This is a genomic window from Sphingomonas sp. RS6 (genome assembly GCF_054489705.1).
In genome coordinates this window covers 82303-94969 of the sequence record NZ_JBTMWM010000004.1, presented here as the reverse complement: position 1 = coordinate 94969, position 12667 = coordinate 82303, and the positions used below count along the sequence as shown (strand labels likewise).

At 65.3% G+C, this 12667-nt stretch carries 8 protein-coding genes, 1 tRNA gene and 3 pseudogenes; 3 read left to right on the top strand and 9 right to left on the bottom strand.

The window, feature by feature from the left end:
• Positions 1–8 precede the first annotated feature (8 nt).
• On the top strand, positions 9–1481 hold the full coding sequence (locus ACX40Y_RS09665; protein ID WP_459119344.1) for an aldehyde dehydrogenase family protein: 1473 nt from the start codon (positions 9–11) through the stop codon (positions 1479–1481).
• A gap of 28 nt (positions 1482–1509) precedes the next feature.
• Here ACX40Y_RS09665 and ACX40Y_RS09660 read toward each other — a convergent pair whose 3' ends face one another.
• Complete coding sequence (locus tag ACX40Y_RS09660; RefSeq protein WP_459119343.1) at positions 1510–2268, bottom strand: IclR family transcriptional regulator; 759 nt, start codon at positions 2266–2268, stop codon at positions 1510–1512.
• A 37-nt stretch (positions 2269–2305) separates the two neighbouring features.
• Between ACX40Y_RS09660 and ACX40Y_RS09655 the strand changes: the two genes are divergently transcribed.
• A complete protein-coding gene (locus tag ACX40Y_RS09655; protein WP_459119342.1) occupies positions 2306–3832 on the top strand; it encodes an FUSC family protein in 1527 nt (508 codons plus the stop codon).
• 165 nt (positions 3833–3997) lie between these two features.
• On the opposite strand, the pseudogene ACX40Y_RS09650 reads toward ACX40Y_RS09655, so the two are convergent.
• The 3 genes and pseudogenes from ACX40Y_RS09650 to ACX40Y_RS09640 all read right to left on the bottom strand — a co-directional run.
• Positions 3998–4552, bottom strand: a pseudogene (locus ACX40Y_RS09650) (DUF3526 domain-containing protein); the annotation flags it as partial.
• Between the two features lie 128 nt (positions 4553–4680).
• On the bottom strand, positions 4681–5931 hold the full coding sequence (locus tag ACX40Y_RS09645; protein ID WP_459119551.1) for a M16 family metallopeptidase: 1251 nt from the start codon (positions 5929–5931) through the stop codon (positions 4681–4683).
• Between the two features lie 121 nt (positions 5932–6052).
• Positions 6053–7072: pseudogene (locus ACX40Y_RS09640) on the bottom strand (M16 family metallopeptidase); the annotation flags it as partial.
• 421 nt (positions 7073–7493) lie between these two features.
• Here ACX40Y_RS09640 and ACX40Y_RS09635 point away from each other — a divergent pair.
• Positions 7494–8657, top strand: coding sequence for a TonB-dependent receptor plug domain-containing protein (locus tag ACX40Y_RS09635; protein ID WP_459119341.1), 1164 nt, complete (start codon positions 7494–7496; stop codon positions 8655–8657).
• 72 nt (positions 8658–8729) lie between these two features.
• Here ACX40Y_RS09635 and ACX40Y_RS09630 read toward each other — a convergent pair.
• The 5 genes and pseudogenes from ACX40Y_RS09630 to ACX40Y_RS09610 all read right to left on the bottom strand — a co-directional run.
• A pseudogene (locus tag ACX40Y_RS09630) lies at positions 8730–9296 on the bottom strand (tyrosine-type recombinase/integrase); the annotation flags it as partial.
• Positions 9297–9447: 151 nt separating this feature from the next.
• Positions 9448–9517, bottom strand: a tRNA-Ser gene (locus tag ACX40Y_RS09625).
• A gap of 84 nt (positions 9518–9601) precedes the next feature.
• Positions 9602–9886: a hypothetical protein gene (locus tag ACX40Y_RS09620; protein ID WP_459119340.1), complete on the bottom strand. Its 285-nt coding sequence runs from the start codon at positions 9884–9886 to the stop codon at positions 9602–9604.
• Positions 9879–11189 (bottom strand): restriction endonuclease subunit S, encoded by a 1311-nt coding sequence (locus tag ACX40Y_RS09615; protein ID WP_459119339.1) that lies wholly within the window; start codon positions 11187–11189, stop codon positions 9879–9881. The genes ACX40Y_RS09620 and ACX40Y_RS09615 overlap by 8 nt, the downstream gene beginning before the upstream one ends.
• Complete coding sequence (locus ACX40Y_RS09610) at positions 11186–12664, bottom strand: class I SAM-dependent DNA methyltransferase (RefSeq protein ID WP_459119338.1); 1479 nt, start codon at positions 12662–12664, stop codon at positions 11186–11188. The genes ACX40Y_RS09615 and ACX40Y_RS09610 overlap by 4 nt, the downstream gene beginning before the upstream one ends.
• Positions 12665–12667 lie beyond the last annotated feature (3 nt).

Genomic DNA, 12667 nt, shown 5'->3' with positions numbered 1-12667 from the left:
ATCCATTGATGTCTTCCCCCGCAGCCTATGAAGGGCTGGACCAGCAATTTATCGACGGCCGCTGGCGACAGGGCCGTTCCGGCAAGCTGCTGGACAACCACAATCCGTATGACGCCACCCTGCTCAACCAGATTCCGCTGGCGACGATCGACGATCTGAACGACGCGTTCGCCGCCGCGGAACATGCGCAGAAGGCGTGGCGGCATACGTCACCGGCAGACCGAAGTGCCTTGTTCCAGCGCGTCGTGCGCGTGCTGGACGCGCGCAAGGACGAGATTATCGGCTGGATCGTCCGCGAATCGGGATCGACGCTGCTCAAGGCGACGATCGAGTGGAGCTCGGTGCGGGCCGGCGCGCTGGAGGCGATGTCGCTGCCCTATCGGGTGGAAGGCAAGATCATGCCGATCGACACGCCCGGCAAGCAGAGCTTCGTGTTTCGCGAGCCGCTGGGCGTGATCGGCGTGATCAGTCCGTGGAACTTCCCGATGCACCTGTCGCACCGCTCGATCGCGCCCGCGCTCGCGCTGGGCAACGGCGTGGTCGTGAAGCCGGCGGACGACACGCCGGTGACCGGCGGCATCCTGCTGGCGAAGATATATGAGGAGGCCGGCATCCCCGCCGGTCTCCTCAACGTCGTCGTCGGGGACGTGGCCGATATCGGCGACGCCTTCACGCTGCACCCGGTGCCGAAGCTGATCTCCTTCACCGGATCGACGCGCGTCGGCAAGCATATCGCCAGCCTGGCGATGAGCGGCGGCAAGCTGAAGCATGTCGGGCTGGAACTCGGCGGCAATGCGCCGATCGTCGTGCTGGACGATGCCGATCTCGACCTGGCGGTGCAGGCGGCGGCGTTTGCGCGATTCCTGCACAACGGCCAGATCTGCATGAGCGGCAATCGCATCATCGTCGACGCGACGCTGCACGATGCCTTTGTCGAGCGCTTCACCGCGCATGTCCGTGGGTTCAAGGTCGGCGATCCGGCAGACCCGGAAACGGTGATCGGGCCGCTGATCAACGCCCGGCAGCGCGACGCGGCGCTGCGCAACATCGCCGCCGCGCGGGAGGCCGGCTTTACCGAGCATCTGGGCGGCGAGGCACAGGGACTGGTGGTGCCGCCGCATATCTTCTCGGGCGTGGCGAACGACAGCGCCTTCGCCCAGGCGGAACAGTTCGCGCCGGTTGCGCCGATCATCCGCGCCCGCGACGAGGAAGAGGCGATCCGGCTGGCGAACGCCACCGAATATGGACTGTCGAGCGCCATCTTCACGCGCGACACCGCGCGCGGCATGCGGCTGGCCCGCCGGATCGAGGCGGGGATGACGCACGTCAACGACATCTCGGTTCAGGACAGCCCGTTCAACATGTTCGGCGGCGAAAAGAACAGCGGGCTGGGCAGGTTCAACGGCGACTGGATCGTTTCCGAATTCACCACCGACCATTGGGTGACGGTGCAGGAAACGCCACACGCCTATCCGTTCTGAAGCGGATCGGGTGCGCTGCCCTTGTTGCTCAGGCCGCGGCGAGCGCGTCCGTCAGGGTCGCCGCGGCTTCGGCCACGGCGGCCTCGGCCTTGTTCAGCGCGGGGCCGCCCTGCGGATAGCGGTGGGCGGGCACCACCAGACCGATCGATCCCAGCACGTCGCCCTGTCCATCGAACACCGGCGCCGAGATGCCCATCATGCCGGGATCCAGTTCCCCCAACGTTACCAGCACGCCGGCCTTGCGCATCTGGCGCATCGTGCGCCGGAACGCTTCCCATCCATCGCCCAGCCCGGCGGCGGCCACGCCCGCGGGATCGGAATCGTAGAAGCGGCGCAGCGTTCGCGTGCCGAGATGCGCCAGGATCGACTTGGACGCGGCACCGCGCGTCAGCGGCATCGGGCGCCCGCGCTCGTAGCTGATCGCCGTTTCGGGCGCATGCCGGACGATCTGGTCGACGCACATCACCCGCAACCGGTAGACCCGGCACAGCAGCCCGATCGCATCGCCTTCCGTGGCATCCACCAGCGTGCGAAGCGGCACCTGTGCCTCGTGAATCAGCGGATCGAACCGGCGCATCAGCCGATCCATTTCGATCACCGCCGGGCCGATGGTATATCTTCCGCTCTTGTCCGAGGTCAGCAGCCCTGCATTCACCAGGCTGCCGACATATTGATAGGCGGTGCTGCCCGACAGGCCGAGGGTGGAGGCGATCGCATCGACCGTCCATTTCGGCTGCTCGATCGTGAAGAGCCCCAGGATCGAAAGTACCTTGTCCGCCGTTGCCATGCCTTGCCCCGCGACGCCACCATCGGCCGCCTGTTCCATGCTCCATAGCAGGCGAGGTTTCCCCGACAACCGGCTGGGCGGCGCCGGCGAACCATTGCGGTTTGCAGCGCATACCACGCTGGCGGCCCTGCTCGGGATGGCCGTCGCCTGGCTGGCGGGGCTGCATCACCCCTGGTGGGCCGGCATGACGGTGTGGCTGGTCGCGCAGCCGAGCCGCGGACTGTTGCTGGAGCGGGTCGTCGCACGCCTCAGCGGGACGGTGATCGGCGCGGCAGCGGGCGAAGCGATGCTGCTGTGGCTGAAAGGCGCGCCGCTCCCGACCTTGACAGCGCTGACCCTGTGGGTGGGCATCTGTGCGGCCGGGGGCAGCCTGTTCCGCCACTTCCGTACCTATACCTTCGTGCTGTCGGGCTATTCGGCGGCGATCGTGGTCCTGTTCGCCCTCGGCGCATCGCCGGGCGCGAGCGGGGACGTGGCGCTGGATCGCATCTTGTGCACGATCATCGGCATTGTGTGCTCTTCCATCGTGGCGTTCGGGCTGGGGCCCCGCCGCGAAACCGTGCCGCTGGAGGCGCGGCTCGATGATCTGGTGGCGCGAACGCTGGACGCCGTGGCCGGGGCGCCCGCGGAATCGAGGAATGCCCTGTTGATCGCGATCGCGGCGTTGCATCGCGAGGCCGACGACCTGGCCGCCGGTTCTGCCGCCGGGCGACGTACTGCCCGAACGGTGCATCGCGTGGCGCCATTGCTGGTTGCGTTGCTTGCCCGCCGCCGGCCGATGCAGGAAGGCGAGTGCGGCGAAACTGCCGTGCTGCTGGCCGAGTTGCGCGCGGCGATCGATTCGCCCGATGCGGGGCTTTCCTGGGACTGGTTCCGATCCACGCTTTCGCCCGGGCGCACGCTGCGCGCCGCGCTTCGGCCGATGCTTGCCATCGCGCTGGCATCGGTGCTCTGGCTGGGGCTGAACTGGCCCTTCGGCGCGATGATGACGGTGGCGGCGGTGCTGTTCGCTTCGCTGTTCTCGAGCCATGCGCAGGGGAATCGGGCCTTGCTCCACGCATTGGCCGGCTGTCTCTGCGGTGCGCTGCTGGGGCTGGTGTTTCGCTTCGCGCTTTCGACCATGTCCGGCGATCCGCTGTGGGCGCTGCTCGGGCTTTTTCCGGTACTGTTCCTGGGCGCCGTGCTGATGCGCCTTCGCCCGACCGGCAAGCTGGCCATTGACCTGAACATGACGTTCCTGCTGACCGCGCGCCCGCTGACCCCTGCCGAACCGTTCGGCACGACGATGGCGATCGGCGCCGCGATCATCGCCGGCGTCACCATCGCCGCCGTCACCTACTGGCTGGTGCTGCCCGCCAGCGTTTCGACCAGTCGCAGGTTGCTGCGCCGGCGTGCGATCGGATTGTACCGGAAGATGCGCGGGCTCGAATCCGGCGGCCGACGGGATGCGCTGCGCCGTGCGCTATCCGCCATCGCCCTGCGCGAACTCGAGCTGGAGGGCGGTCAGCGCTCGCCAACCCTTCATGTGCTTGCCGCCGCCCTGCGGATGCCCGGCCGGCGATAGGCCGGGCGCCCGTTCCGCAGCCTGCCAGAGCGCTTTCACCTTCGGTGAAGACGCTCTCGCCGTTCGGCGACGCTAGCGCGTTTTCACCATGGGCGAAAACGCTCCACGTGTTTGATTGCCGCATTTTCCGAGTCGTTGACCGTAAACGGTCAACTTGAAAATGCTCTAGCGCGTCGTGGCGGACGGCGCCTTGTCCATCGCCGGATCGCCCGCCGAGAAGCTCGGCGCCCGTTCGAAATCTGCTTTCCCGAACGGCCGATCCCGGAACAGATAACCGTAATAAAAGGCGCGCAGACGCGCGTGGAACGCCCGGATCCGATCCTGATAGGAAAGCTGGGCAGCGAGATCGGTATGGGCCAGCCTGGACAGCAGCGCCTGCACGCCCACCGACGGCAGCACCCAGCCAAGCGCGCGACCCGCCGCGTCGCGCCGTTCCAGCCCTGCCCGATAGGCGCGCACGCGCGCCGCGACGCTTTCGTCGCCATTCTGGTGGAAGGCGAAATACCATTTGTAGTGGAATTGCGGCCCGAGCGGCGGCGAATCCGCCCATTCGGGATGCGCGGCGTAGAAACGCTGCATCGTCGCCTCGCGCGGAATGTCCCAGGCGTGGTTGACGGCCTCGCGCTGGGCCAGCGCGATTTCGGTGCCCTGGTCGACCGGGATCGCCTGGTTGATCCCCACATTGGCCAGCGTCTGGGCGATCAGCACCAGCACCAGCCAGGCGGCACCTGCAGCAGGGCTTGGCGGAAATGGATCACATGGAATTCCTACACGAGCGGCGCGCAAACGCCAGGAACAAGCTGGCGATCTCGCGTTGCTGTGCGGAAGCCGCTGCGCCCCCCTGCGGATCACCGGATACGGTGGCCATAGACGTCCTGCACTTCCACCGTTCCCAGGTTCAGCGCACGGATGCTTGCTTCCACCTTCTTGAGGTCGCCGGCGATCGTCCACACGAAATCGTCGGTGCGGAAGGTCTCGCGCGCCAGTGCGTTGGCGTCGTCCAGCGAAATGCCTTTCACGATCGCCGGGACCGTGCGGACGAAATCGAGCGGAAGGTGGCGATTGTCGGCATCGAGCAGGACCGACAGATATGCCTGGTTCGACGACAGCCCCGTTTCAACCTTTTTCAGCAGCGCGTTGCGCTCGACTTCCAGTTCATGCGCGGTCATCGGTTTGGTTGTGGTGAATTCGCGAATGTTCCTGATGATTTCCTGGATCGCGGCGGCGGTGCTGTCGGTCTGGATCGATCCCGAAACATAGAAGGTGCGCTGCGCTTCGGCGGAAATGCCGAGTCGCGAATAGGTGCCATAGGTCCAGCCCTTGTCCTCGCGCAGGTCCATGTTGATGCGGCCGGTGAAGCTGCCGCCCAGCGCGCCATTGGCCAGTTGTTCGGTCATCGCGCGGCGCGGTTCCCAGGGCGCGATCAGCCGCCCGGCCATGACATGGCTCTGTTCCGCACCTGGAACGTCGATCAGGATCACGCGCGCGCCGGTGGGCCGGGGCGCGGGCGTCGGGGCGGGAAGCGCGGGCCTGGCATCGGCGTGCCAGCCGGCGAAATGCTTACCGACCAGGTCGCGCGCCTGATCGAGCGTGATGTCGCCGACGAAATAGGCCGTCATGTTCGCCCGCGCGACTTCGTTGCGATAAAAGGCGAGCATCGCGTCGCGCGACAGCTGTTTCGCCTGGACCCGATCCTCGATCAGCCCGTTGGGATGGTCCGCACCCCATAGCGCGCGGTTGAACAGCGCGTCCTGCGATCCTGCGGGGTTGCGTTCATAGGCGTCATAGGTCTGGTCGACCTGCCGCAGATAGTCGTCGATCTTCTTCTGCGGGAAGGCGGGCTTGCGCAACACCTCGGCAACAAAGGCCGTCGCCTCCGACAGGCCGGCGCTGGTGGTGGAAAACGCCACCGTGCTGCGCCGTTCGCCCCCGGTCACGCTGGGAAACAGGGCCAGTTCGCGCATTCGGGCCTCGATCTTGCCCTGCGGATATTGCGCGCTGCCGCCGAACAGGCTGCTGAAGGTCGAATTGGCCAGCCCGTGCGGATAGGCGCGGTCGATATATTTGCCCGTGTTGAATACGAACGCGACTTCTACCAGCGGCAGCCTGGGCCGGCGCAGGACGACGATCCGCGCGCCATTGGCAAGCGTCGCCCGTTCGATGGCGGGGAAAGCTTTCGAGCAGCATATTGTCCTTGATGTTGATATTCTGGCGCAGTGCCACCGGGTCCGGCCCGTCGCGCAACAGCTTCGCCATTGCCGCGTCCAGCCTGCGGTTCACGTCGGCCAGGTCAGCGCCCGGCTTCACATCGACGTCGATCGTGAAGGTGGCGTTCACCTGCGCGTCGTCGAAATGGGCGTTTACGCCGAGCGCTGGCCCGCCATGCTCGACCAGCGCCTGGTTCAGCGGGCGATCCGGCGCGCCGGATATCGCCGCGGCAAAGGCATCCAGCAGAACGCCGTCCCTATCGTCGCCGCTCGGTACGGGCCAGGTGCGGCTGAGCTGGACGTTCGGTAGCTTGCCGACGAATTTGAGCCGCCGCGGGCTGGTGAGCACGGGCACCCATCGGGCGATCTGCTGTACCTGCTGTCCGGGCCGCACATCCTTGAAATAATGAGCGACCTTCTCGCGCGCCGTGGCCGGATCGATGTCGCCCGCCAGCACCAATATGGCATTGGAGGCACCGTAATAGGTGTCGAACCAGGTGCGGACATCCTCGACGCTGGTATTGTCCAGATCGCGCATCGACCCGATCACGGTGTGCGAATAGGGATGTGCGGCCGGATACATGGCGGCCAGAAAGGCTTCCGTCTGCGCCGCGCTGGCACCGGTTTCCGACTGGCGCTTCTCGTTCTTCACCACCGCGCGCTGCCCGTCGAGCGCCTGAGCGTCGATCGCGCCGACCAGATACTGCATCCGGTCGCTCTCCATCCACAGCGCCAGATCAAGCGCACTGGTGGGGACGAGTTCGAAATAGCGCGTGCGATCGGTGGTCGTGTTGCCATTGACGTTCAGCGCGCCGCTTTCGCGCAGCGGCGTGAAATACTCGCCTTTGCGATGCTCGGTCTCCTGGAACATCATGTGCTCGAAAAGATGCGCGAAGCCGGTCTTGCCGCGCGGCTCGTCCTTCGACCCGACCCGATAGGTCATGGAGACGAGGACATCGGGCTGCGAATGATCGGGGTAGACGATGACGGTCAGCCCGTTGGGCAGGGTGAACTTGTCGAACGGCAGCTGCATCGCGTCGATCGAATCGGCGGCTGCGGGGGCCTGGGCGGGCGCGGAAGCGGCGGCCATGGGCCTGGAGGGGGTGCCCTGCGCCATCGCCAGCGACGACGGAGACGCCGTCATCATCAGCCCCGCCATTAGCATCCGTCGCGTGAACATCGTCGCTCCTTCCCTGCACACCCGGCCCCATGGCCATGGCGGCATGGCTTTGCCCGCGAAGCTTGCAGGATGCTTACCCGCACAAATGGTGCCGCCGGCCCGACGGGATTTCCCGCAGGCGCGCTGCAAGCTTATTGCAAGCTTCGCGTTCGACGCTGTCATTTCCATCGGGGTTGAGGGGCGATCCGTCGAGATGCGGACGCCCCCGAAAAGGGGAAGCGTCGTGTCGCAAGCACAGAAAATCAGAACAGCATTATTCGTCAGTACCATCCTGGTGACGTCCTTCGTCTGCGCTGCGCAGGACGCCTGGGCGCAGACCGTAGCGGGCACCGATCCCGCCAGCGAAGACGGTACGCCGGTCCAGGAACAACCCGCCGATGCCGACGGCCAGGTGCCGGTAACCACCCAAGTGCCGGCGCAGGTGGACAAGCAAGAGGGTGACAGCCACGGCAATTCAATCCTCGTCACCGGCTCGCGGCTGGGCAGCTACGATCGCAGCAGTGACGTCAAGGTCTATACCAGCGACGATATCAAGGCGCTCGGCGTGTCCAACGTCCAGGATTTCATCCGCTCGCTGCCGCAGAACCAGGCATCGGTCGGCTATGGCCTCAACAATCGCAAGTCGACCGAAGTGAAGTTCGACGACGGCGGTCTGGGCGGGCTGGGCGTCGCGGGCGTGAACCTTCGCGGGCTCGGGAGCAAGAACACGCTCGTCCTCGTCAACGGCCGCCGTATCGCCGGGGCCGCGGGGATCGAGGAAGGCTTTGCCAACATCAACAACATCCCGCTCGCCGCAGTGGAGCGCGTCGAGGTGAGCCTGGGCGGCGGCAGCGCCATCTATGGCGCCGACGCACTGGGCGGCGTGGTCAATTTCATTCTGAAAAAGGGCTATAAGGGGCTATCGCTCACCGCCCGCAACGAATTCAGCAGCACCGGGGCCGACACCCGCCAGGCAACGGCGACGGCTGCAACCGCCTGGTCCAGCGGTTCCGTTACCGCGACCTTTTCGTACACCCGCACCAGCCCGGCCGAAAACGCGAAGCTGGGCTATACCACCCATGATTATCGCGGCCGCATTTCGCGGCAGGAACTGGTCGCGGCCGGCCTCGCCAACTATCCGCTCGACCAGCGCTCTGCGGTCGACGATGCCGAGCCGGGCGCGATCGAGCTGATCTATACGATGCCGGCGACCACGCCCTTTGGCTGGCCGCAGACCAATGTGCGCTATCTGCAATGGCGCCCGGGAACCGACTTCAGCAACCCGACGGCGGCCGGCTTGCAGGATTTCGACAAGAACACCGTCAGCAGCAAGATTCCGCCCGATGCCGGCGAGCACCAGGAAAATTACGGCCTGACGCTCAATGTCGAACAGCGGATCACCGATCGCCTGCGGGTGACGCTGGATTATCTCGGCACAATTTTCGATCGCGCGGAGTAGCTCCCCCACCTTCTTCGGTTCGACAATCGCGGCATGATGTTTCACACGGGGTACGGTCAGCGCCCCCCGGAGAATGTCCGCCGGGTTCTTTTCGGTGCGTAGCGTTGCGAAGCCATAGCGGAACACGCGGCCTGCGAAGGAGCGCAGCCGCACCGGCGTTTCATGATGCCCTCGGCGCTCGACCCGCTTCAGCACGTCGAGCAACTCGTGCGGGGTTATCGCCGCGATCGGCCGCCGGGCGATGCCCGCTAGCAGTTCCAGAAACCAGCGCGCCTTCTTGAGGGTGGCCGCCGACTTCCCCTCCCGCTCCATCTTTTCGATATACTCTTTCGCGACGACCTCGAAGGTGGTCTTCGCCGCCAATTCCGATTGGAGGCGCTTCTGCCGCTTCTCCTCGACCGGATCGATCCCGTCGTCGAGCTCGGCCTTCGCCAAGTCCCGCGCCCGCCGAGCCTGCTGGAGCGATACGTCGGGGAAGCTGCCGAGCGACAGCTTCCGCTCGATCCCGCAGCAGCGATAGCGGAACCGCCAGAGCAGGGCGCCGCTGGGTTGAACGAGCAGATAGAGCCCGTCCGAGTCGAAAACCTTGAAGGGCCGGGGTGCCCGCTGAAGCGCTCGAATCTGGACCACGGTAAGCATGGGGCCACGGCTCCTGAAGCGTTCGTGGCCCCATGATTCGTGGCCCCTTTTGAGTGGGCCACAGCGGAACATAATGAGAAAATATGGGACCGCGTTAGGCCCATTTTATCCCAGTTTTCTGCGGTTTTCTATCGATGTTCTCTAGATGTACTGGTGCCGCTTACAGGACTCGAACCTGTGACCCCCGCATTACGAATGCGCGTCACGTACGATAAAACCGCAGAAAACCGTCAGAAGGTCGCAAAGAAGGACCCAAAAGATGGGTAAATCGAGGTTCTTGCGATACCAGCGCGATACCAAGCCAGCTACACCTCAGCCCCACCCAGTGACGGGAGCGAAGGGCCGCCGATCCTGCGCAACCGATGACTCTTGAACAGCGCTGTCAAACGCGTGCGGCTGACTGAACATAACCTCGTAGCTGCGTTTGAACCCCCGCCCGTATCCAGATCGGGCGCGTCGAAGCCGAGATCGGCCAGTGCCCGCTCGACCCGCGGCAGCTTACCGACGCGGGTGGTGATCGCCTTGTCGTTGAGCGGCTGGCCCTTGTAGGTGCGTCGCTTCAGCCAGGCCCGGAACTCGGCGCTACGCATTTTCTCGCTCCTTTGCCTTCCTTCCCCGCTTCGCCTTGGGCGCCGCCGCGCGGGCGGCGCGGATGCGGTCGAGCAGCACGCTGGCCGGCTCGTCAGCCGGGTCCTGCGGCACCAGCTCGCCCCGGAACGCCCGGGCGAGGATCGCCGCCTCCAGCCGAACGAGCAGCGCACGGGCGCGCGCCGCCTCGGCTTCGAGACGATCGGCGCGGGCGAAGGCGGAGTCGAGACGCGCCACCGTTGGCGCCCAGCATGGCTTAGCAGGGAGTGGAACAGGGATTTCACGAACCACACCGCCGCTAATCTTCGGCATATTTCCTGCCGTGCCGGTCGCGCGATCTCGCATGTACTGGCGTATGGTCGGCGAGTTCATACGATACCAAAGCAGCTTCGTGAGATTGGGATCTGAGAAGCGCAAGCGCATCATCAGGTCAGGATAGATGTATGTGTTCTCCGGCCCTTCGAATATTGCGCTGACCCCGACATGCTCCAACGCATTGGCTCGCTGCACAAGAAGGTCACCGGGTCGCAGCCAATATCTCGAACCAGTCTCCGGCACCTCGTGGATCCGCTTGACTGCTGCTTCGTCCAAGCGGAGGCGGCCACTGGTCGTCGCCGTAAGCTTCAACGTCAGTGCGCCTTGAGCACCGGCGTCACTTTTGGGCGACCAACCGTTTGATGGCCCCTCCACCGCGAGCTCTCCCAGGCTGAAATTGCGCCAGCTCGACGAGTCATCGGGCGAGAATGCAGCCTCCACAATCGTCTCACGCAGTCGCTTGGCCAGCACCGGCACCCGATCCAGTTCCGCCCGCGCGCGGGCGAGGCGGGCGGTCAGCGCGTCCAGCTTCGCGACGATGCGGCACTGTTCTGCGAGCGGGGGTAGCGCGGCAGAATGTGCGAGAAACGGTCCCCGGTTGATGTGCTTCATCGTTGAGCCATGGAGATGCTCAGAAGCGGCCATCTCCGCAATCAGTTCGCGCAGCTGATAAAACAGGAAACCCCGGTCAACACAGTCCGATGGCGTGACCTTGAAGATATGCTGATTCAACACAGCATCTTCACGGTTCCAAATGAACGCATCAAGCGTAGCCGACCAGCTCACGAGCAGGTCGCCTTTGCGGACACGATACCTTTCGTCGAAAGTCCGTTTCGTCTTGTTGAGAGGCTTCGAGAGGTCCGTCAGATTTTGAATGCGAATGATGCCAACGCCTTCCTCGGCCCAGTCGGTCGGCTTGAAGGCCATGCCGTTGAGGTACTCACCAAGGTCATCAACCGTCGCCTCAACCCACCCCATCGGCAGCGTCACGCCAGTTCCTCCACCACCGGCGCATCCGCCTCGACGCCCAGCTCCGCCACCAGCGCGCCGACTTCCTCCAGCGCGGCCAGCAGATGGCCCTCGATCGCCGCCGCCAGTTCCTCGGGCGTGTCCAGCCCGTCCTCGGCATCGGCGCTCGAGTCCTTCAGCCAACTGATGTCGAGATTGTCGCCGCGCGCGGCGATCTCGGCGCGGGTGAAATGGCGGAAGCGGCCGGTTTCGCCGCCATCGGTGCGGGGTGCGCGGCCGAACGGATCATCGCCGAACGCCGCGACGAACTCGGCAAAGTCCGATTCCTTGAGCGGGTTGGTCTTGCCATAGGCGGGCGCGCCCGATCGCATGTCGTAGATCCACACGCCTTGCGTGGCATCCTCCAGCGGCGCCTCCTCATCGGCGCGGGTGAAGAACAGTATGTTGGTCTTCACGCCCTGCGCGTAGAAGATGCCGGTGGGCAGGCGAAGGATGGTGTGGAGGTCGCACCAGCTCATCAGCCGCTGGCGCAGCGCCTTGCCGCGGCCGTCGTCGAACAGAACGTTATCCGGCACGATCACCGCCGCGCGCCCACCCAGCCGCAGCGCGCGGACGATGTGCTCGACGAACGGCAGCTGGTAGGACGAGACGCGATCGGTGATCGACAGGTCGTCGCGCGTCGGCGGCCCGCCCGCCGGGCCGAAGGGTGGATTCGAGAGGATCAGATCGGCCTGCTTGAAGCGCGGATCGCTGCCCTTGGGCGACAGCGTGTCGCCCAGATCGATATGATCGGGGTCGATCTTGTGCAGGTGCAGGTTCATCAGCAGCAGGCGGAAGGTGTCGGGCACATTCTCGATGCCGCGGATCGCCTGGCCGAGCTGGAACTTCTGCTGGGCAGGCGACAGCTCGAAATAATCGTCGGTCGCCGCGCGCATGTGGCGATCGGCGGCGATCAGGAAGCCGCCAGTGCCGGCGGCGGGATCCTGGATCACCTCGCCCGGCCGGGGCTGCATCAGCGCGACCATCGTGTCGATCAGCACGCGCGGGGTGAAATACTGGCCTGCGCCGCGCTTGGTCTCCTCCGCCATCTTCTGGAGCAGGCCTTCATAGGCATCGCCGAACGCGTCGCGCTCTTCGGTGAACCAGTGGAGGCCGTCGATCGCGTCGATCAGCTTGCGCAGCGTCGCCGGCTCGCGGACGACGGTAGTGGCGTTCTGGAAGATCGCGACGACCGAGCGTTCGGAGACCTTGGACGGATCGCCGAGATCGACCAGCGCCTGCCGATAGCGCTGCAGCACCTCGGCCTCGTTGGCCGCGGTGATCGCGCGCCAGCGATAGGCCTCGGGGATCTTGCCCTCGTCCTTCTGCTCGGACGCCATCTTGAGGAACAGCAGATAGGTCAGCTCGGTGACGTACTGCTGGTAGGTGATGCCGTCCTTGCGCAGCAGCGCGCACAGGCGCCACAGCTTGTTCACGAGTTCGCTGGCGGGATTCAACTT

Bases quoted from the DNA above. Each gene is read 5' to 3' on its own strand.
- ACX40Y_RS09665 (WP_459119344.1), top strand. From the start codon at position 9: ATGTCTTCCCCCGCAGCCTATGAAGGGCTGGACCAGCAATTTATCGAC.
- ACX40Y_RS09660 (WP_459119343.1), bottom strand. From the start codon at position 2,268: ATGGCAACGGCGGACAAGGTACTTTCGATCCTGGGGCTCTTCACGATC.
- ACX40Y_RS09655 (WP_459119342.1), top strand. From the start codon at position 2,306: ATGCTCCATAGCAGGCGAGGTTTCCCCGACAACCGGCTGGGCGGCGCC.
- ACX40Y_RS09620 (WP_459119340.1), bottom strand. From the start codon at position 9,886: ATGCGTAGCGCCGAGTTCCGGGCCTGGCTGAAGCGACGCACCTACAAG.